Source organism: Paenibacillus allorhizosphaerae (assembly GCF_042659105.1).
GTDB lineage: Bacteria > Bacillota > Bacilli > Paenibacillales > NBRC-103111 > Paenibacillus_G > Paenibacillus_G allorhizosphaerae.
This window is the reverse complement of the sequence record NZ_JBHSRV010000002.1, coordinates 246,612-269,001: the sequence shown is the minus strand read 5'-3', so window position 1 is coordinate 269,001 and position 22,390 is coordinate 246,612. Positions and strand designations below refer to the sequence as shown.

Below are 22,390 nucleotides of genomic sequence, written 5' to 3'. Positions count from 1 at the left end.
GTCGAATCCTCCCCATCATATATTCGGTTTACTGTTGAAACAGCATACAACGAAGTAAACGAGGATACGAGGTGATCGGTTTGACGAGTTGGCAAAATAATTTTCGGCGGCCGAATGACGAATGCCAAATGCGCCGCTTACTTTCCGCCCTTCTGGATGACCAGCTGCTGAATCGCTTGATTTGCTTCTTCTTCCACCGAACGAAGCGAAGTGTTCAAGTCCATGCCGCTTTTGAACATGTTGTCGAATATTTTGCTCGTATTGACGCTGTAATACACAAGTCCGGGAGCTCTCGGTGCCGGGGGCTGCGCATTTTTGCTGAAGTAGACCGCCCCGGTGTTTTTCCCGTTCAACTGAGGCAAGTCTTTCCCATACAAATCGCGAACGGCTTTGCTTTTAAGCGGTGACACGATGCCTTGCTTGGACAGCTCCGACTGCACCTCGTCCGAGAGAAGATACTGAATGATCTGGAACGACTGATCTTTATATTTGGAATTTTTCGTCACGAATAGCGAATACGTATTGGGCTGCATCCCGGTGTTCGGAACTTCTTTGAACGAAGGCGGCGAGGCGATGTCGAACTTCAAATCTTTGTTGGCGTTGTACCAACTCGTTACTTTCTCCGCGACATGAACGGCGATCGCCGTCTGCCCTTTCGGAAAATCGTCGATGTTCGTATACTCATTGCCGGGAATCTCGTAAAACCGTTTGAAGTTTTCAACGAGCGTTTTCCAAGCATTCGTATTGACCGCCGCTTTGTTTTCTTTCAAATCGAGCGGTGTCAGCGAAAGCTGGTTGTACCCCATCATGACGCCCGGATGAGCCGAAAATCCTTTGTACGCTATGCCGTCGACCGTTCGGGTTAATGTTTTGGCCAAATCATATACTTCGTCCCACTGCATGCCGTCTTTCGGATACGGAACGCCGAATTTGTCAAATAAATCTTTGTTGTAGAACATAATGATGTTGCTGAGCGTAAACGGGATGCCATACAGTTGTCCATCCGGGTTCGCGTTCCGGACTTGAGCGACAGCCGCTTCGTCGAGCCGCCCGAGGTCGAAGTTATGCTTCTTGATCAGCCCTGCGATGTCATCCGCCAAATCAAGCTCTTTCAGTCTGGAAACAATGTTGCCGCTGGACTCGAGAACGATATCCGGTATCGTACCGGCGGCGATCAAATCGGGATAATCTTGCCCGGTCGCCTTATGAATATGTTTGATCGTTACGTTCGGAAACTTCTTCTTGATGTACTGTCCGATCTCGTTCTCGAAGCCTCCTTCTTGTGCATATACGGAATTTTGCGCCGTAAAAAACGTAATTGTCACCGGCTCGCTGCTTGTTTTATTTTGCGGTTCGCCGGATGGAGGAGCCGCTTCTTTGCCGGAGCTGCATCCGCTTGCAAATACGGCTAGTCCCACCGAGATCGAAACCATTTTCTTGTACCATTGTCCCCCCATGCATTTGCCCCCTTTTCATCGATAAACAAAATGCAGATAGCGTGCCATTTATAAAAGCGCTTTCATTTAAGTATATGAAGGTAGGTACTGCATATTAATGCACAAAACTAATGTGTTCTTGCACGATATTCACTTCTTTTTGACCGACAAAAAACCGTCCGGAAACATGACGCCGGACGGCTGAACAGATACGAATGCTATTTTCCCAGTTTCGATATGACTCCCGATATTTCCAAGATCAGCGCCACTTTGCCGTTGCCCAATATCGTCGCCCCGGCAATGCAGTCCATCTTGCCTACATAGGAGCCCATCGACTTGATGACGACTTCCTGATTTCCGATCAATTCGTCCACGGCCAAAGCAAGCCGTTTGTCCGCCGAACCTACAATCACTAGCGGAATATGCTTTTTGCCGTTATGCTTTCTCGGAATTTGGAAATGATCGTGCATCCAGGCGACCGGTATGACTTGGTTGCGCAGCGAAATGACCGACTGTCCACGAACGGTCGTAATGTCACTTGGCGTCACCCTTATAATTTCCGTAATATTGCTCATCGGAATAATGAAGGTTTGCTCATGCAGCCGGATGAGCAGTCCGGTAATAATCGCGAGCGTTAGCGGCAGCTTTATAATAAATCGCGTCCCGGCGCCAAGCTTCGTCTCGATATCGATCAAGCCGTTCAGCTTCTCAATGTGGCTGCGAACAATATCCATCCCGACCCCGCGACCCGATATATCGCTTACCGTATGTGCCGTCGAGAAGCCCGGACGGAATATCAAACCGATCGCCTCTCGATCGGTGAGCTGCTCCGCTTCCGCCTGCGACAATATTCCTTTTTGGATCGCCGACTTTTTCATTTTTCCGGGATCGATACCGGCGCCGTCGTCCTCGACGTAGACGACAACCTGGTTATCCTCGTGAGCAGCGCGGATACGCAGCGTTCCCTTGGCGGCTTTTCCCGCCTGCCGCCTTTTTTCCGGAAGCTCGATGCCGTGGTCTATGGCATTCCGAATCAAATGAATGAGCGGATCGGCAATCTCTTCGATTAACGTCCGGTCCAGTTCAGTATCCTTGCCTTCGATGACCATTTCGATTTCTTTCCCCAAATCGCGGGAGAGATCCCTGATCATGCGCGGGAAACGATTGAACAGCTGCTCGATGGGAAGCATCCGGGCCTTCATTACGCTTTCCTGCAAATCGCCGATAATCCGGGTCAGATGGTCTGCGACTTGCCCCAATTCGCTCACGGCTTCATCCGAATAACGGCGGCTGATCATTCGCTTCACTTGGTGAATCCGGGTTTGGTCAATGACAAGCTCGCCCACCAAATTCATCAAATGCTCCAGCCGCTCCACGCTAACCCGAATCGTCTGGGATTGCGTCTTGGCTATCCACCGATGCTCCCGAGATGGTTCAATCGACGGTTCTAACCTCTCCGAACTAGGTTCAGCAGGCTTCGCCGATATTGCCGGCTCGATACTCACCTGTCCCTCTGCCTGTACGGATGCAGGATCAACGTGTACTTCGGCAACATCGGTCAATCCTGCAACGAGTCGGTGGAGTTCTTCCGCACTTTGTCCTCCCGCATACAAGAATGTGATCGGGAGCAGTCCTTGACATTGCTCATCTACTGCATCCAACTCGGGGTCGCTGAACAGCACTTCTCCCCATTCGCTCAGGTTGGAATGAATGACATACATTCTTGCTCCTTTAATAAAACAATCCGCCGAGATCTGTACGCGAATCCAATAGACCGCTGCTCCCTTATCGAGCGCTTCTTCCATCTTCAGCGTCATATGCAAATTCAGAGCGGGCCCATGACCTGTCGCTGCCGATTCGGGCTGGTTTCCCGGCGTCTCGGTAAACGATTGAAGCTCGCGAATCGTTCCCGAAATCTCCGTCGCCCCGTATCCTTGCCCTTCAAAATCGGACTTCAGCCGCTTCAAACAATCCAGCGATTTGAACAGCAGATCGATGAGCGGACCGCTTACCCCCAGCTTCTTGTTTCGAACCTGATCGAGCAGATGCTCCATCTCATGCGTGACCTGCTTCATCTCCTCGAAACCCATGGCCGCAGAGGAGCCCTTGAGCGTGTGCGCCGCCCGAAACAGGCTTTGTATGACCTGATCGGAGGCTCCGTGCTGCTCCAGCTTTAATATTTCATCGTCCATCAGCTGCAGCTGATCTTGAAGCTCCTCCTGAAAAAGCTCTTTGTATTCGGATAGCACGGACGTCACTCCTGTTCGTGAAGTAAAACTTCATCCATTTTTAAGATGCCGACAAGTCCGCTTTTCGTGAGTCCGATCCCCGTAAACAAATGGCCGTCATTTCCCCCGACTCGCTCCGGCGGGGACTGAATGTCCGAGAAGGTCGTCACTTTATTCACGCGATCGACGACGATGCCGATCTTCTCCTCCATTTGGTGAACGACGATAATGCGGGTTTGTTTGGTATATTGTTGATCTTCTAGGCGGAATAAGCCCCTTAAACTGATGACAGGCACGATCTTTCCCCGGAGATTGATAACCCCCCGAACATAAGGCAGCACATTAGGGATTTCGGTAATATCCTGTAACTTAATAATTTCGTGTATGTCCTGAATGCGAATTGCATAGTGCTCGTTTCCAATGCCAAATTCGATATATTGTTCCAGACCGGTTCCCTGCATGCGTATCCCTCCTGCTCCTTACATTTTGAACCGCGATACGGAAGCCTGCAGTTTGTCCGCCATTTGTGCGAGCGACTGGCAAGTGTTCGCCGTTTCTTCCGATGCCGCTGCCGCCTCTTCGCTCGCTGCGGCGATCGATTCCACCGATTGCATCACTTCGGAAGCTTGCGCGGTTTCTTCTTCGCACGCTGCAGCGATTTCGCCCACTTTGCCGGTGGAATTGCTGACCATTTGAATGATGCCGTTGAACGCCTCCCCGGTCTGGGTCGATTGCTTCATGCTCTCCAAGACGGCCGACACGCTTTGCTTGGTGTTCTCCTGCATCACTTTAATAATGGATGTAATTTCTTTTGTCGCCTCGCTGCTACGTTCGGCCAGCTTCCTTACTTCATCGGCAACGACGGCAAACCCTCTGCCCTGTTCTCCTGCCCGAGCCGCCTCGATCGCGGCATTTAACGCCAGCAAGTTCGTCTGCTCGGCAATATCGTCAATCACCTCGATAATGTCGCCGATCTTGTTGGAATCTTCCTCCAGGCGGGACATTGTCTGATTCACGCCTTGCATTGCTTCGATCGATGCTTTGACGACTTTATCGCCTTGACTGGCGGTTTTCATCGTATCGTTCGCAAGCTCCGCCGCCTCTTCTGCGCTTTCGGCAACCGTATTGATGGCAACGGACAGTTCCTTGAATAGCTCGGCAATCATGGAAGCCGATTGCGCCTGACTTGTGCTGCCGCTCGCAATCTCCTCCGTGCTGGCAGATATTTGTTCGGAGGCTGCAGCTACGCTTTGGGACGATTCGGCGATATCGCCGACCACGACCCGCAGCTGGTCAACCATTTGGTTAATCGATTGGGAAAGAACGCCGACTTCATCTTTCGTATCGATATCCGATTTCTCCCGCAAGTCGCCTTCCGCCACTTTGGCCACGACGGCAACCATTTTACCGAGCGGACGAGCAATCGATTGCGCAATCGCATAGCCGAGAATAATGCTGAACAAGACTGCGATGATAACGATGGTAATGGTCGTCGAGCGAGCCTCTTTATATGTATTGAAAGAGTGTTCATTTTGTTCGCCCGCAAGCTTTACGTTAATCTGAATCAGCTTCACGAGGCTGTCTCTGTATTTGTTCTCCGTTTCGGTCAACGGGCCTTCCTCGAACTTGACAAACTCGATTTGGTTACTTTGATATGCGTAAGCAAGCTGTACGGCCGTGTCAAAAAGTTTCTGATACGCAGGCCATTCCGCATCGTAAACTTTTAGAAGCTCCTGCTCCTCTTTCGTAATGGTCGTATTACGGTAAGTATTCATCTTGTCCGTCATGTCTTGCCGCAAACCGGGAATTTGTTTGGCAATCGCATCCTTGTCTTCTTTGGTAGGAGCGATTGCAATGTCCCGCAGCCGCACTTTCAGTTTTTCATAGTTGATTTGAACGGCCGACAAGTCTCTGACGGAGATGAGGTTATTATTATACATTTCTTTTGAGTTGCTGTTTAGGTCACCCATGTTCTGCAGTGCATAAATCCCGACTCCCGCCAATAGGAGCGAAATGAGTAAGAAAGCGGAGATCAATTTAGCAGAAGTTTTCAAGTTCAAGAACCATTTCATCTTGATAATCCTCCCTTGGATTTTATAATACAAATTCATAAAAAGTGCTGCCGTTTGTTCACACCTTGTTTGTAGCCTTCGAGCAATTTCTCTGAATCCAAGGAAAACGCCCCTGCAAAAAATCTCTCGGCTGTTTCTTACCCCCTTTGTAAAATGAAACTGTGCCACAAACCATCTTAAGGACAGTTCAGCATCTATATATTTCTCCGTGGCGCTGGACAACTAGCCTATGGCCTTCAGTCAGTAGGCCATCGCCTGCTTCAGGAGATCGGTGCCATCTTCAACAGCTTCAAATACTGTTCCGTTTTTTCCGGATGCTTAATGACGACAAACGCAACGAGGTTGTAAATGCTTAATAATTTTATCGTAATATAAGATTCTATTTCCGAATCCGCCAATCCGCGAAAACGGAGATAAGGTGCATATCTTGCCGTAAAAAAGCGGAGCAGCTCGTCGTTTTCAAGGACGGGTATGTTGAATTCGCGGGATCGTGCGACAAGCTTCAACAGCTCCGTCTTTTCTTTAAAATATGAAAATGCAGCCTCGGCAATGAAAGCGATTTCACGATCGAGATCGGGCATGGCCACAAGGGGGTCCATTTGGTTGACGATCTCATTCAATACTTCCGTTAACGTCCTCGAAAGAATTTGATTCAGCAGATCGTCTTTATTATTAAAATACAAATAGAATGTTCCTCTGGCGATGCCGCACGCTCGATTAATGTCCTGGATGCTGATTTGCTCATAACCGAACTGTGTAAAAAGATACGTTGCGGTGTCCAATATTTGATTGCGCCGATCCATAGAGCTGCCGCCTTCCGATTTACACCATCATTCGACATTATTCGATATATTTCAGCATCATTCTAACATGACAGATTGTCATATGTAAAGAATAATTAATGTCTTAAGCACCATAATTTTAGGTATATCGTCTTACGCTTTTGACGAGAACGCAAAAACAGCCCTCCGCTGCTGCGTGGGCCGTTCGTAGGAATTCATCCCGCATATGCGGTCTTTCTGAGCATCCGAAAGATTCCCGAACACTGATCGTCGTTTTTTTACTTTCCTTTCGTAGCGGTGGCGTTACGGCCGTTTTCCTCCGATGGTTACGATCTCCGCCGGACGTATCGCGATCCACTCGCCGTGTCCGATACCGCTTCCTTCCTCTTCCAAGACGTTGCTTCGGTACAATGCTCCGCCTGCTCCGTGCACCTGCTCCACCCGCAGCTGCGCAGGTCGCTTCGTCATGTTAAACCAACGCATCGTCACGTCTTCCGATGACCCGTTCCGCTTGACGGCGGATAACGCAAGCCCATCGCCTGACCAGCGAATGAACTCGTGCTCGGCCGGCAAGCTTCCGGGTTGCACCGACCCTTGCACCGCCGTCCACGGTATTTGTGCTTGATAGGCGGCTGCGTACGATTGTTCAATGTCTTGGCCCGTGCCGTGAGGAATTAACACATATTCGAATGTATGTTCACCAAGGCATTGCGCCTCCGGTGTGTGGAACACTCCCCAATCACCCAGCTCGCGAACCGCTCGCAGTAAAGTAACGGCAATCGTCCCCTGGCCGTCGCGTAATATTTCGTACTCGTTCAGCCCAAGCGTACTGACGGTAAGTCCGCGGACTTCGTCTCTTACGTTGACGAACGTTTGCATATGCTGGCAGTTGCTCGGATTCGCCCATGTCGGCGCCGGGTTCGTCTCCCGCTCCGCCGCTTCAAAGACGGAATCCGCATAATGAACGGGCGAATGAACTTGCGTCGGAAACAGCACCCGCAGCCGGTGGTCCTTGGCCTCGTTCCTCAAGCTCGTTTGCACCTTAAGCTGCGGGACGCCCTGCTCCAAGGTGAGACGCGTCGTGATCGTAAGCGGTACGGTCCGCTCGCTACGCTGCGCCTTCCGCTCCAGAAACGGCACGAATTCGGCGATTTCCCGCGCCAGCGTGTCATCGCCGCTTGCGGGAATGTCCCAGCGATGAACTATCGCGATCACGGTGCGGAACGACGTATGCTCCTCGACGCGAATGTCGGCGGGCATCCCGCGCGTCGTCAGCGGGACGTCGCCGTCTGGCGCCCGAAATATATATTCGTTGCCCACGTCGCCTACATTCTCGTATGTGCCAAGGCCGGTAAAATCGCCGCCATTTCGTTTATCGGCAATCCCGTACGTCCCGTCATCCGCGATCGTAACCGTCAAATATTCGTTTTCCATCCTCCGCCCTTCTGCCGGCGGAAGCGGTCGATCCGGTGCGGCGCTTACGGAATCGTCCCGGCATAAGGCGAATGTCCGGTAACCTAACCCCGGCACGCATTGCGCCAGAAAGTTAACGCGAACGGAACGCGCCATATACGGCTGACGAAACCGGTCCTTCGGCAGCTCGTATCCGAACGTCACGCCTAAATCTTCTACCTCGGCGTCACGCTTGTTGCCGCTTGCATCCTTTACGACAAAGCCATCCAGAGACAGTTCCTTCAACTCGCCGATGACTTGTTTTCGCTTCCCTCCGGCAAACGGAAGCCGTTTGACTTCGAGTACAATACTGACGACCCCGGTGCGGGCCCTACCCGACGTATTAAATACAGTGAAAGGAAGAGACGATGGATCAAATACCGCTTGAGTGTCGATATGCGAGACGATAGCTTGCAAACTATCGGCGGCGACCTGCTCGGCGACTTGATGGCTTTTATCGAATCTCGTCATCATTTCGCGGTGCACTTCATCCACGCTGCAGCCGCAAATGCTGTCGTGCGGATGATTTTGCATCAATGTTTTCCACGCATAAGCAAGCAAATGCTCGGGATACGCATGACCTGTCAACATCGCGAATACGGCTAAAGGCTCGGCTACTTTCTCCAATTGCGTCTGGACCCGCTGATTCGCCTGCTTCAAATACACCCGTGCAGAGGCGGTATTGACCAGCGTCCACCAACCGTTCGTCCGCTGGCTCCTTAATTCTCCGCGAATGGTCGAAAGATTGGAAGGCAAGGCCGCCTTCACTTGCGCAACGTAATCGTCGAAATTGGAATGAACGAACCGCACATCCGGGTATAAGCTTCTCGCCGTGCGAAGCGCTTCCGATAAATTCGTCTGGACTGGCTGGTGATCGCAGCCGTTCATGAATAGAAGATGCGGCGATGAAGCATACTTCTCCGCATCCGCCATTTTCCGCGCCCAATAAGCCGCTGACTCATCCGGAGTGACCGGGATTTCCATGCCGTTGTTATACCAATTGGCGAACAAAATGCCGAGGACGGCGGAACCGTCGGGAGCTTGCCAGTTCATTTCCGAGAACGCGGATTCGTAGTCCCCCTTCGCCTCATTATTCAAACCGACGGGTTTTACCCCTCTGCCGAATACCGCCGTATCGATGCCTGCTTGCAATAAGATTTGCGGGGCTTGCCCCATATTGCCGAACGAATCGGGGAAATACCCCAATTTGCTAATTGCGCCGAATTTGCGGGCGTCGGAATGGCCGATGAGCAGGTTGCGTATATTCGCCTCGCTGCTGGTCAAAAATTCATCCTGCAATATGTACCACGGGCCGATATGAAGCTTGCCCTCGCGAACCATCCGCGTAACGATCTCTTGCTTGTCAGGTCGGATTTGCAAATAATCTTCCAACACGATCGTCTGCCCGTCGAGATGGAAGCTTCGAAACTCCGGATCGTTCTCCAACAACTCAATCAATGCATCCATCAATTCGACCAGCCGTACGCGATGCTTCTCGAATGGCAAATACCATTCCCGATCCCAGTGCGAATGCGATATGACATGGGCTGTCTTTTGTACTGTCATGAATTCCACTCCTTTTGTCAAAGTTGTATCTTTGTTTCTTTATTTCGGCTGGGTCACTTTACGAATGCGACATTTGGTTGTATATTTGTTATAAATTAAAATACAAGGAGAAACACCATCATGTCCCAAGCCCCAAAAAGGGTCCCCATGTATATCCAATTAAAAAATTACATTTTAGACCAGATGAACAAAGGCATTTGGAAACCGGGAGACAAGCTTCCGTCGGAGAACGAACTCGCGGAACAATTCCAAGTAAGCCGGATAACGGTCAAAAACGCGATGGCCGATATCGTGAAACAAGGTCTCATCTACAGAATCCAGGGGAGAGGTTCCTATATCGCCGACGGTGCGTCAGAGCAATGGATCACGTACGAACAGCAGGAGACCGGCGGCGGATCGCTTGTCGCTTTCCTGATGCCACGCTTGAACAATTTGTTCACTGCCAACCTGATGGCCGGAATCGAAGAAGAGCTGTCCCATCATGGCTATCACCTCGTATTCCGGCTTACCCACGATTCGCAGCCTTTGGAAAACAAAATATTGAAAGAACTCACTGGGCTTGGCGTAAAAGGCATTATCATTTACCCGGTGGAAGGCGAGACATTCAATGAAGAAATATTGAAGCTGACGCTGAATCATTTTCCGCTTGTCATTGTGGACCGGTATTTGCGCGGACTCGATACGAACAGCGTAAGCTCGGACAACTACACCGGAGCATATGAAGCGACAATGCACTTAACCCGGCTCGGACACACGAAAATCAGCTTTATCAGCACGGCCGTTGCTGGCACGACAAGCATCGAGGACCGCTTGCACGGCTACGAACGGGCGCTCAGCGATTCCGGGCTCTACATCGACTACCGGCTGCGTCTAAGTTTGAACGCCGCGAGCCCGGTCGAACAGATCAAAACCTATTTGGCCGATAACCCGGATGTGCAAGCGATCGTCGCGACGAACGCAACGATCGGCCAAATGGCCAAAAAAGCGGCCGATTTCTTGAAGATTCGCGTTCCGGAACAGTTGTCCATCGTCTGCTTCGACAACAGCGAGCAATCCGATTTGTTTGAAGTTCCGCTTACGTTCATGAACCAGAACGAGAAAGCGATGGGCAAGGAATCGGCCAAGCTGGTGCTGTCGCTCATACAGGATCCGACGCAGGACCGCCGCAACGTCGTGCTTCCCAATACGCTCGTCATCCGAAGCTCGACGGCAAGCGCCGCCGGCCCCGCTTCCATACCAGCTTCCGCGTCTGGCATTGAAGCGCAATAATCGGCCGGCAGCTGTTGCGCTGCCGGCCATTTCACGATGGAAACTCCGCTGCCGGGACCTATGCATAAGCAGCTCCGGCGGGAGCCTATTTCTTTTTCTTGGCCAGCTCTTGTTCTATGGCTTTATCCGATTCCTCCTGCGTTTCCCGGAGAACCGTATTGATGTCCTTCGCCCCGGTAGCGAACGTCTCAGCCGCCGCATTGACTTTCCCCGCAACGATGACATGATATGGATTCGGCGGCGCCATTTTAGCCGATTTGACTTTTAATGCGCCTTGGATGTTTTTTCCTTTCGTCACCTCAACGTCGGCCAAAAACTGCTTGGTAAGCGATTCGTCGGCCAGTACGGTCAGGCGGCTTTTTCGGTTCATTATATTTTGCACGTCTGGTGAAGCGAACAGCTGAATGGCTTGAAAAGCCTCTTCTTTATGCTGCGACGACTTGGACACGACCATCATCTGCGCGCCGTGATCGATCGTAATCCCCGGTTTTTCCTTGAACGCCGGAGCGCCGACAAGGTCGTAGTTCATCTGGGCCGCCGATTGCTGAATGAAACCTACGGTATCGGGGATCCAATTCAAATACATCGCCATTTGCAAGTCTTTGACGAAATGATTGCTCCCCGCAGGCAGCTTTTGGCCGTCCTGCACCATCCCTGGAATTTGATAAAAAGCCTGTACAAGCTCCATTACGTTCTTGAACGTGTCGTTGTTGACCAGCGCTTTATTCGTTTTCGCATCAACGAGGGACATCGATTTCATGCGGGAGATGAACTCCGGATTCGGGGGAAGACTGCCGCGATACTGCACGCCCCCTTCATTGTAGGTCAGCTTTTTGGTCAGCTCGAAGTACTCGTCCCAAGTGATGCCGTCTTTCGGATACGCCACCCCGCGCTTGTCGAACAAATCTTTGTTGTAGAACAATGCCATTTGGTTGAGGCCGAACGGGATTCCATATATTTCGCCTTTTGTGCCAAGCTCCTTGATCCAATCGATATTCGGGCTGGAAAATTTGTTTAAATCCAAGTTGTACGTTTTTACAAGCGCGCTTAAATCATACGGAATGTCCAGTTCCTGAAGAACGGAAAATCTGGAGTTGGCGGAGTACACGATGTCGGGAGTCTGCCCTGCCGAAACCAGCTTCGTAATATCGTCGCGAACGACTTTCAGACTGATGTGCGGGTATTTTGCGGTGAGTGGTTTAATGAGAACTTCTTGAAACTCCGCGTCGGTCATATTGAGAAAGTACGGTGCAAGGGTAAGCTCTACAGGTTCTTTCGTCTTCATGTCCGACGGCGCTGCAGCCGGTTGGTCCGGTCCGCCGCAGCCCGCAAGCGCTCCGGCAAAGAGAGAACCGATTGTCAATACGAAGGATGCCTTCCTAATCGAAAAAAAGTTCCATTCGGTCATCGATTTACGCCCCTTATTCGCTTTTTTATCCACGCCCGTTACACTACCAGCGTCAACAAGTTTTGGATTCTTGCCGCCTAGACAGACTGCTTCCATGTCCCGTTCTTCCCGCAGCTTAGGTTTCCGGTCTCGCTTCGTATGACTTGCTGCGCATAGAACGGCTTCGTTCGTAACGTCACCTGCCTCCCCTGATTCAAACACTCGGATACAGCGCTTACATTTCCATGTATCTCCTGCGACAGAACAAATCATATCACTGATATTCGAACTTGTAAATATGTTGTATGTTCATTTATAACAAATATATGTTTGCGCAATCAATTTATGATTGTCTGCTCTTGTAACAAAAGAAAACCGAGCCCCGGAACAACATCTGGGAATCGGTCGATTGCTTGCGTTGCGTATATTTGATGAAATTATGTCACGTTATTTGTCTTTTCCTGATTGGTCATGAGGAACTTGGACCGTCGCCGAAGCTATCGTCTGGTTGCCTGCTTTCTCCGTCGCGGTATACGTAATCGTATATATACGTCCGGATTTGCCCGGTCTTTCCGCACGCAGGGCAAAGGAAACGTCGAACGTGCCGTACTGTGCATCTTGAATGTCGCCCGATTCATCCCCGTCTCCCAAGCCGCTGTCCGGCTCGCTGCTCGTAATGGAGGTAAGGACAATCGAGTCGATTTGAGAAGCACTGTCTGTAGCATACACGCTTGCCGTGACTGTAATTAGTTTATGGTTCGGCGGCCAAAGCGTATTTTTATCCAGCGTTACATGAACAACGGGAGAGGTTTTATCTACTTTTACCTCCATCGATTTCAACGATTCCTCGTTACCGGCTTGATCCACGCTTTTGTATTCCAATGTATGAATGCCGTCCGCTGTAATCGTAACCGGCTGCGAATACGGTTCCCAGGCCTCTTGGTTCAGCCGGTATAACGTTTGTTTGATTCCGGAAAAATCGTCGCGTGCCGACAATGTAATGGTCGGGCTGCTTGTATGCCAGCCGTTGCTGCCGGTAGCGGCACTGGCCGCCGCTATCGTCACCGGTGCCGTCTTATCGACGCCGACTTCGCCCGAGTTCATGCTCTCTCCCGCGGTATTCGCAGCCGTAACGACGTAGTAGTAGGTGTTGCCGTCCGCAGCCGCCATGTCGATGTAGCTCGCCGTTCTCAAGTTCGTGCCGATCGCCGTATAAGGTCCGCCGCTCGTCAAGCTGCGCTTCACGTTATAATATACGGCATCGGTTACACTATTCCAGGCGAGTGCCGTTTGTCCGCCGCTGCCTGCTTCTGCCGTCACACCCGACGGAGCTTCGGGGATGGTTACCGTATAGGTACCTTCCACCCGCTTTACCTCCCCGACGGTCCATTTGGCGCCTGATGCGGTTTGGGATTGATCGCCGACGATCTTCACGTAAGCGCGATTCTCGAAAAAACCGGTCGTTCCGGCGACGGTCAGCAGCTTCTGCGGCCACGTTCCTGCCCAGCTGTAACCGTTTCTCCGTTCTCCTTCAATCTCCAGAATGTTATGTTTGATTACTCCGTCACGGCCGGAAAAAATCGGCAGATTCGTCCCGATTTCATAAAAGCGGTACCAGATCGTGCTGTTCGGGTCGGGAACGAAATATACGTTATTCGGATCGCCGGAGACGTATTTCATGCCGCTTACTTTATTCGCGTCGAACCAGGACAGAGCACTGTCCACAGCACGCTTCACCTCAGGTGAAGGATTGGGCAGCGCCATCAAATACTTCATAATGTCGATTGACTCGGAACCCGATATCGACGGATGCTCGTAGGCGCGGGCGCCGCGCGGCTCGTAGGTCACCGGGTCATGCTGCGCGCACCAGGCGGCCGGGACGCCGTCAACGACGATCTGCGATTTCAAAATATAATCGAGCCCTTGATTCAAGCTTTGCTGCAATCGGCTGCGCAAACCGTCGTCGAGGATGTCCGTGTTGAACGGGTACTGCTTCTTCACCGCCATCGTAAGCACGTTCATGACCCGCATCATCGCGTTGTCGTTATAGGTCACATAATCGGAGTAGTTTCCGCGTGCGGGATATACTTGCGCCCAACCGCCGCTCGGGTACTGCATTTTCAATAAAAATTCGACGCCTCTTTGAGCCGCTTCCTTGTAACGCACATCGCCCGTTTCTTTATACATGACGGATAAAAACAAGATTTCGTTCGTTGTCGCATTATTATCGATCGTGCCCAAGTCTTTGCCGTCCTTCGACTTCCAGTCCGCTTTCGCTTCCTTTCCGTCCCACGCTCTCTTGTACTTGTCGCCGCTGAACTTGAACCAGCCGCCGTGATCCATCTGCCAGCCGAGCAAGTACTCCGCCTGCTGAATGTCTTTGGCCCGATCTCCCGAGTAATAAGCTGTGCTTAAATAGGGAACACTTTTCGGATTTTCGGTGACCGGAACGGTAATCGTAGCATCCGGGTTAATGGGCTGATCCGTCTCGATCACAACGACGGTATTCCCTTCCGCGTTCGTTTCCGCTGTCGCCCGCTTCACCGTAAAGTATTTGTTGGACAGATTTGCGTTCAAGCTGTACCACGTGCCCATTGCGCCGCTCAACTCGAAATCGGACGGAACGAACGTCGTCAGCTTCTGCCCCAGCGTCAATTTCACCGTCGTCGGCGCCGTTACTTCCGCTTTCACAATGACGCCGGGCTGAACCGGCTTGGTGCTTGCCTGCGCCGAATCGGCGCTTTCCCCCGCCGCATTACCGGCTGTTACGACGTAGTAGTACGTCGTGCCGTTCATAAGCCCGGTGTCCGTGAAACGGGCATCGGACACATTGGCGATGGCCTCATACGGACCGCCGCTGGCCGTGCTGCGTTTCACCGTATATTGCTCCGCACCTGTCACGTTGTTCCAGGTTAAGCTGATCCGCTTGTCTCCCGCTTCAGCCTTTAGCCCGCCCGGAGCCGCAGGTACGGCGATACCGCCTGGAACGGGTGCGGCAAAAACGCCCGTTAAGGTCGGATCCCAGCTGTCCGCGCCTCCAAGCACGCGCTGTACCGTCAATTCATCAGCTTCGCCCGAAGTTAATTGCTTCGACCAAGCGAACCTTCCTTTCGGATTCGCTCCGGGGCCGCTGCTGGCGTATTCCGCATAGACGGCCGTCAGCTCGTTCGCCGGATTGCCCCAGTTGTCCCAGCCCTGCGGTTTGATGTGCGCGTCCATCCACGTATTGATGTATTTGACGTGGCCATACGGTCTCCATGGCCTCCCCAAATCGACGGTGTTGTTCGTCAATGGAATGCCGTTCGCATCGATATCCCACGACGAATCCCAATTGCCTTGCGCCGTCAGAAAAGATTTCAACGAAGAAGTACCCCGGGTTAGCCTGGAATCGGCAATGACATATCCGTTCGGCATGCCTTGATCCGTTGATGCAGCGGTCGTATGTCCGCCCGCTTTGCCGACATGCTTCAGCTCCGCGCGGTCAAAATAAGCGACCCCGTTGCCGTAAATGTAATCGACGTCACCCTCGATCAACACGTTGTGGAAATATTGCCGCCCGTTGCTTATATACAATGTATCCTGATACCCTAACAGCGTCACATCGCGGACGACGAATTTGTCACCGCTTAGATAGAGCGCCAAAGCCTGACCCGCGCTGAATCCCGGGGCGGGCGCCGTTCTCGGGAACGCCGTATTTTGGATCGTCACCTTCTCTATCGTGGCATTCGCCCCGCGAATATCGAAGCTTTGCACCTGCGTGTTCGGATTGGCGCCCACACTGTTGTCATATGAAAGCACCGTCCCTTCCCGGCTTTCGCCTACAAAGCTGATATAAGGCTTATCCGCTGGAACGACCAGCTTCTCCTTATAAAATCCGTTCCGGATGTAAATCACGATTCGCGTCTTATTGTTCGATGGAATCGCATTGATCGCATCCTGGATTTTGACATAATCGCCCGCCCCGTCTTGAGCGACAACGATCACTTGAGACGGCGTGGCGATGAGCGGCTGCGTGCCTTCGCTTTCTCCGCCGGCAATGCTTGCCGTTACGATATAATAATACGTCGTACCGTTCGTAACCCCTGTATCCGAATAGGCCGTTCCCGCCGTGACGGCCAAGGTGCCGTATGGTCCGTCATAAGCCGCAGCCCGCTTTACTATGTAGCCGGATGCGCCGGATACGGCATCCCAGCTAAGGCTTACACGGCTAGGCGCCGCCGAGATCTTCCCGCCTGTCGGAGCGCTTGGAGCTCCGCTCGGGATATCGCTTGGGATCGCCCTCACTTGCTTGGCGTTCATGCTCTCGGTTTGCCCGCTTTCGGCGCTAACCGTGTAGTAGTAGGCCGTTCCGTCGGACACGGCGGTATCCGTATAGCCCGGTACCGTTACGCCGCTTGCAACGATCGTGTAAGGCCCGCCGGACACGCTGCTCCGTTTGACCGTATATGACACGGCTCCTGCGGCAGGGTCCCACGACAGCGTTACCCGGTTGTGGCCGGCGGCCGCCTTTAGCCCGGAAGGTGCGGCAAAAGGCGCGACCGGCGTAACGGTCACCGGCTCGCTTTCCGTGCCGATTCCGGCAATATTTTGACTGCTCAGCTTGTAGTAGTACGTCGTGCCGTCGTTGAGCCCGGTGTCGTAATAGCTTGTCTGCGAAGACGGTAACGCCGATGAGAGCGTCGAGTATGGCCCTTCGAGCGAAGTGCTGCGTTTTAGCGTATAAGTCGCCGCGTCGCCTACCTCATTCCACGCCAGCGTAACGGCCGAATCGCGTGCGGTCGCCGCAATGTCCGACGGCGGAAGCGGCAAAGGCGTCGCTCCCGTCGGCACAACGGCAAGCGGCGCCGAATCGGTGGAGCCGTACACGTTCAATGCCCGAACGACGTAGTAGTAGGTCGTGCCGTTGGTCAGATGGGCGTCATTAAACGGCGACGATTGGGTAGGCGCCGCAGTCAAGCCGGCTGCGACCGCCGTAAACGGCCCCGTATCCGACGTGCCCCGCAGCAGGTCGTACGTCGTTGCATTTTTCGCCTCCGCCCACCAGATCGCCACCTGCGTATTTCCGGCAATGGCCGTTACCCCTGCGGGGCGATCCGGAACCGCGTTCAAACGGTACACCTGAACGTTATCGAACGCTACGTTATAAGCGCTGGACGAACCGGACGTTGTCGCCAAATAAGATTTTGCTACCGCGCTTGTCGTCGCGGCGTTAAAGAAGGGCTGGTCCAATAACGTTCCGTAGCTCGTCGACGGATCGTCCGGTTTCGTCAAATAGTAATTGACCCGGTATGTACTTAAATTCAGCACCGCCTTCAAATGGTACCATGTCTTGGCCGCGATCGCCGTCGTACTGATATTATGGTAATTGGCGGTTGCCGTGCCTCCGCTGTCTCGCCATGCGATATTGGAATTTTTCAAAGCGACCTCGATCAAGAGGTCGGAAGACGATGACGAGCCGTTCACCGTCCCGAGAATTTGCAGCGGCGTAGAGCCGTTGCCTACGGGACCTTCAAAATACATATCCTGCTCGACGGAAAGCACCGTTCCGGTGACAGCCGCGAAGCTTTTCGTAATTTTCACAGAGCCCGTACCGGTGTCCTTCAGCAGCAACGCCCTGCTGGGGAAAGCAGTAGGCGCCGCCGTCCCGCTGTTGTCCGAGACGGAAAGACCATAAGCGTCGCTCGCCGTGATGGTCGGGGTAAAGCCGGCGACCGTCGTCATCGGACTGGTCGTTCCCGTTACCGGAGGATCGGTTGTCGTTTCGAAATCTTCGTTAATGAACGCTGTATTGCCGTCCGGAACCGTTATCGTTTCCGCCGCCATAACGGCATACGGAGCTTGGAATAAAGCGCTTACAAATAAAAGTACAATCAACGCTAGTTTTAACGAAACGCTATCCATCCGGTACAAACGCCGTCCTGCGGAAGTCTTTGTTCGTTCAACTCGTTCCCTTTTATTCATGTACGTTACGTTCCTCCTTCATTTCTCCATCGTATCCATTTCGCCGTTCATTGCATCGAAATCTTCCGCATTCATCCATCCCAATACCGCTGCAACCTCACTCCTTTCGATACAGTTCATGGTTCGTACGCTTTTTACTTTAGCATGAAGGCAGCGCCAATTCTTTACGCTTCCATGCGCATTTCTTCTGCTTTTTTGTTAAATTTGCTGGTTGTAAAATGGCGGTAAAATCATTAGGATAAATGATATATGTATTTCCCATCACAGGCATGAAGGAGAAGAACAACTTTGAGCATGAAAAAAGCATTGACGATTGCCGGCTCGGATACGAGCGGCGGCGCCGGCATACAAGCCGATTTAAAGACGTTCCAGGAACGGGACGTATACGGAATGACCGTACTTACGACGATCGTCACGATGGACCCGGAGAGTGGCTGGTCGCACGGCGTACATCCTGTCCCATTGTCAACGATAGAGACGCAATTGAAGACCGTTCTCGACGGCATCGGCATCGATGCGCTCAAAACCGGGATGCTCGGCTCGGTTGAAGTTATTGAGCTTGTAGCGCAAACGATCCGCTCCAAATCGCTCAACCGTATCGTCATCGATCCGGTCATGGTGTGCAAAGGCAATGACGAAGCGCTCCACCCGGAATCGACGGTCGCCTTACGGGAACTGCTTGTCCCGCTGGCCGACGTCGTAACGCCGAATTTGTTCGAAGCGGCGCAGCTTGCGGACCGCCCTCCGATCAAAACGCTCGACGACATGAAGGAAGCGGCGCAAGTCATCCACGCCTCTGGCGCGAAATATGTCTTGATCAAAGGCGGAGCCAAACTGGATCATCCGCGGGCGGTCGATCTGTTATTCGACGGAGCAACCTTCGAACTGTTCGAATCGGAGAAAATCGGAACGAGCCACACGCACGGCGCCGGCTGCACCTACTCCGCCGCCGTAACGGCCGAGCTGGCCAAAGGCAGCGGCATCCATGATGCCGTCACTACCGCCAAAGCGTTCATCTCCGAGGCGATTCGTCACGGCTTCCCGATCAATTCGTATGTCGGGCCGACGATGCACTCCGCTTACCGCAAATATCGCGGATAACCGGTTCACCGCAAACAGCCGGTAGCGCCAAGAAAAAAAAGCTTATTCAGTCTATTGAAGAACTGAATAAGCTTTTTTGCTTTTACAGCACGAACCGTGCTTCGTATGCCCAACCGGTCCGTTCGCCAGTGCCGATCCATAGCCTACGTACAAATAAGCTAATATTTCAACACGCGGTCCGATATTTTCGCGGTCACCACATGGCCGCCGTAGACGTTACGGTGCCCGCATTCCGCCGGGGACGGCCCGACGAATTGCGACGTTCTGCCCGTCAGCGTAAGCCTCCCCTCCTCAAGCGTCACCTTCGTATACAACGGCTCCTCGTATGGGGCGGAACGCGTCAATATCGGATATTTCGCCGATACTTGCTCATTGTATCTGATCGTTTCGTATTCTTTGCCCATATAGAAATAAGACATGCTGTTGATATGGACGAAGTAAATATCGTCGATCACCTTCACGCCGTCCAAATGGTTATGGCCGTTCATGCAGGCGATCACTTTACGGAATCCGGCCGATCGGTTCGCTTCTCTCAGCACGGCGAAAAAGTCGTCGCTGTTCTTGATGCCATAGTTGAAATCGTTGTACGGAGATTCCAGGTTATGATGGCTGAATATTATCGTCGTTTTGTCTGTTGCGGCCAAATCTTCACGCAGCCATGCGAGTTGTTCCGGCGTCAAGTTGCTGATCGCAGCGGGATGCTTATGGTAGTTGCCGAATTCGTAATCGGCATATTGCCCATCGAGCAGCAAATAATTCGCATCCAGCACGACAAAATGATACTCTCCTTGATCAAACGAATAATAATTGCGCTCCATGCCGATGTAGTCCATAATCGTCTTCTTGTTGCACTTATCCATGTCGTGATTGCCGAGCACGTGGTATTTCGGCCCCTGAAACCGCTCCCAGACGTTCACGAACGATCGGTTTTCCGGCAGCGGATAACAGAAGTCGCCCAGCTGGATAATAAAATCTACCTGCTCGCGGTTCATGTCTTCAATGAATTGCGAGAGCCGTTCCTCCGCCTGGTACATAAAATCATGATGAATGTCGGCAGCAATGCCGAAAGTCAGCTTTGACTTGCTCATCCTCTTCTCCCTCTCCGCGATCATTTCTGCGCAGGTCTGTCTTTTTCCGGGAAGACCTGCAGCTGCTTGCCATCCGACGTGATCAAAATATTTTTATTAATCCCTGTATTATAAGCTTTCGTTACGCCTCTTTCCAGTCTTTCCAAGAGCGGCATGTTCACCCATATATTGCTGCTCAGCACAGCCGCCTTCGGCGCGACTTTCTCGATAAATTTGGGCGATGACGAGGTGACTTCGCCATGATGCGGCGCATGCAAATAGTCCGCCTTCAGACGGTCGCCGTATTGCGCGTTCAGCTTTTCCTCCATGTCCTTGTAAATGTCGCCGGGGAATAAGAAGGACTGGTTCTTATACGTCAGCTTTACGACAATGGAGTAATAATTCAGCTTCGCGTCGTTGTACGATTGGATGGCATCCGGCAGCTCGCCCTTCGGCGGACCGAACAGCTCTACTTTGACGTCGTTCCCCAGCATAAGCCGGCGCCTTCCTCCAAATATTCGTACGGAATGTTTTTCTCCTTCACGCCTCTACACGTACAACGCTCTTGCATTATTCATACCTCGATCTGTCCGGCAATCCCCCCTGTTAACGATGAGAATCTCTTCACTAGCAAACACTACACTCGTACAATTACAAAATGAATGTAACCCATTACATTAACCTCGTCAATAATCCAACAATATTATAAAATACATGTAATATATACCGATTTTATAACAACAAACACGAAACTTAATGTAACCCGTTACATGCGTCATTATATACCATTGCTTACTTTTCAACAATACGTTCCATTGCATTTACTAAGTCTTTATACCACGACTCGCATCCTGTCTTGATTAGCACACTTTTACCATATTCGGTCGCAGGCTGCCGCAAATCGCGGCGATTGAAAACAAAGTGGCCGTACGATATAATCGAATGTAATGGGTTTCTTACTATTGCACCGTCGTCATATCATTAAATCGATGAAGGGAATTTTCTAGTGAGCAAAAAAAATGCAAGCATATACGATATTGCCAAAGAAGCCGGCGTGTCCACCGCTACCGTATCCCGAACGATCAACACCCCCGATAAAGTAAGCAGCGAAACCCGGACGAAAATTCATTCCATTATGGAACGTTTGAATTACTCGCCTAACGCGCTGGCTCAAAGTCTTGTATCCAGGTCTACGAGGACGATCGGCGTGTTTATCGCAACGGTGAACAATCCTTACTATGCGGAAATGGTGCATGTGATCGAAAAGCATGCCTTTCACAACAACTATTCGATTCTGCTCGGTAACACGGGAAATTGGATTGAAAAAGAGGAAAAATACGTCGAAATTTTCGTGAAGAAACAGGTGGACGGGATTATATTCGTCGGCGGGCGCAACGTGACCGACCCCCACAGCCATCATATTATGAAGACGTCCGAACGCATACCGGTCGTACTCACGAATCATGCGCTGGTCGGGAAAAATATTTATTGCGTGCTTTCCGACGAAGCCGAAGGGGCTTGCATGGCCGTTCAGCATCTCATCGATACCGGGCGCGACCGGATCGCTTACATTAATGGCTTCAACTTCTCCTACCCCAGCGTCGTTAAGAAAGACAGCTATATTAAAACATTGAGCCGCAACCAAATCTCGGTAAATGAGGATTTGATCGTCAACGCTCCCAAAGACAACATGGAGGGCGGATATGCCGCTTGCGAAGCGCTGCTTGAGAAAGGGAGCGAGTTTAACGGCATTTTTGTCGCGAACGATATGATGGCTGTCGGCGTCATGAAAAAACTGACCGAGGCGGGATACGCTATCCCCGGGGACGTCTCCGTAGTCGGCTACGACGATATTCAATTATGCCATTACTTGACGCCCAGCTTGAGCAGCGTAACCCAAAACATATCCAAGCTCGGCAGCATGGCCGTGCAGCTCGTAAACGACGTCCTCGAGGGAAAAGAAGTGGGTAAAATCACTTACTTACATCCGGAACTGAAGATCAGAGAATCCAGCCTGCCGCACTAGCTGCGCACCAGCCGGACCGGCATACGAAAAAAGCAGCCCTGCC

Annotated in this window: 13 protein-coding genes; 3 read left to right on the top strand and 10 right to left on the bottom strand. The window is 51.9% G+C overall.

Annotation, left to right across the window (positions count from 1 at the left end; translation table 11 throughout):
* Positions 1-137: 137 nt before the first annotated feature.
* From ACFQI7_RS09795 to ACFQI7_RS09770, 6 genes are all read right to left on the bottom strand, one after another.
* Positions 138-1,457, bottom strand: coding sequence for an ABC transporter substrate-binding protein (locus ACFQI7_RS09795; protein ID WP_218099579.1), 1,320 nt, complete (start codon positions 1,455-1,457; stop codon positions 138-140).
* 197 nt (positions 1,458-1,654) lie between these two features.
* Positions 1,655-3,685: a chemotaxis protein CheA gene (locus ACFQI7_RS09790; RefSeq protein ID WP_218099578.1), complete on the bottom strand. Its 2,031-nt coding sequence runs from the start codon at positions 3,683-3,685 to the stop codon at positions 1,655-1,657.
* A gap of 5 nt (positions 3,686-3,690) precedes the next feature.
* Positions 3,691-4,125 (bottom strand): chemotaxis protein CheW, encoded by a 435-nt coding sequence (locus tag ACFQI7_RS09785; protein ID WP_218099577.1) that lies wholly within the window; start codon positions 4,123-4,125, stop codon positions 3,691-3,693.
* 18 nt (positions 4,126-4,143) lie between these two features.
* A complete protein-coding gene (locus ACFQI7_RS09780; RefSeq protein ID WP_218099576.1) occupies positions 4,144-5,736 on the bottom strand; it encodes a methyl-accepting chemotaxis protein in 1,593 nt (530 codons plus the stop codon).
* A 260-nt stretch (positions 5,737-5,996) separates the two neighbouring features.
* A complete protein-coding gene (locus ACFQI7_RS09775; RefSeq protein ID WP_218099575.1) occupies positions 5,997-6,539 on the bottom strand; it encodes a TetR/AcrR family transcriptional regulator in 543 nt (180 codons plus the stop codon).
* Positions 6,540-6,821: 282 nt separating this feature from the next.
* Complete coding sequence (locus ACFQI7_RS09770) at positions 6,822-9,536, bottom strand: alpha-mannosidase (protein WP_218099574.1); 2,715 nt, start codon at positions 9,534-9,536, stop codon at positions 6,822-6,824.
* A gap of 120 nt (positions 9,537-9,656) precedes the next feature.
* Here ACFQI7_RS09770 and ACFQI7_RS09765 point away from each other — a divergent pair, with 120 nt between their 5' ends.
* Entirely contained in the window at positions 9,657-10,805 is a 1,149-nt protein-coding gene (locus tag ACFQI7_RS09765) for a GntR family transcriptional regulator (protein WP_218099573.1), read from the top strand.
* Between the two features lie 85 nt (positions 10,806-10,890).
* Here the strand turns inward: ACFQI7_RS09765 and ACFQI7_RS09760 are convergent, their stop codons facing one another.
* Both ACFQI7_RS09760 and pelA read right to left on the bottom strand, forming a co-directional pair.
* A complete protein-coding gene (locus tag ACFQI7_RS09760) occupies positions 10,891-12,213 on the bottom strand; it encodes an ABC transporter substrate-binding protein (protein WP_218099572.1) in 1,323 nt (440 codons plus the stop codon).
* 426 nt (positions 12,214-12,639) lie between these two features.
* A complete protein-coding gene (gene pelA / locus ACFQI7_RS09755; RefSeq protein WP_218099571.1) occupies positions 12,640-18,153 on the bottom strand; it encodes a pectate lyase in 5,514 nt (1,837 codons plus the stop codon).
* Positions 18,154-18,441: 288 nt separating this feature from the next.
* Between pelA and pdxK the strand changes: the two genes are divergently transcribed.
* Positions 18,442-19,254: a pyridoxine/pyridoxal/pyridoxamine kinase gene (gene pdxK / locus ACFQI7_RS09750; RefSeq protein ID WP_218099570.1), complete on the top strand. Its 813-nt coding sequence runs from the start codon at positions 18,442-18,444 to the stop codon at positions 19,252-19,254.
* Between the two features lie 158 nt (positions 19,255-19,412).
* Here pdxK and ACFQI7_RS09745 read toward each other — a convergent pair whose 3' ends face one another.
* Positions 19,413-20,342, bottom strand: a complete 930-nt coding sequence (locus ACFQI7_RS09745; RefSeq protein WP_218099569.1) for a metallophosphoesterase family protein — start codon at positions 20,340-20,342, stop codon at positions 19,413-19,415.
* Between the two features lie 20 nt (positions 20,343-20,362).
* Complete coding sequence (locus ACFQI7_RS09740) at positions 20,363-20,815, bottom strand: ComEC/Rec2 family competence protein (RefSeq protein WP_218099568.1); 453 nt, start codon at positions 20,813-20,815, stop codon at positions 20,363-20,365.
* Positions 20,816-21,327: 512 nt separating this feature from the next.
* On the opposite strand from ACFQI7_RS09740, the gene ACFQI7_RS09735 reads away from it, so the two are divergent.
* Positions 21,328-22,347, top strand: coding sequence for a LacI family DNA-binding transcriptional regulator (locus ACFQI7_RS09735; RefSeq protein ID WP_218099567.1), 1,020 nt, complete (start codon positions 21,328-21,330; stop codon positions 22,345-22,347).
* Positions 22,348-22,390: the final 43 nt, after the last annotated feature.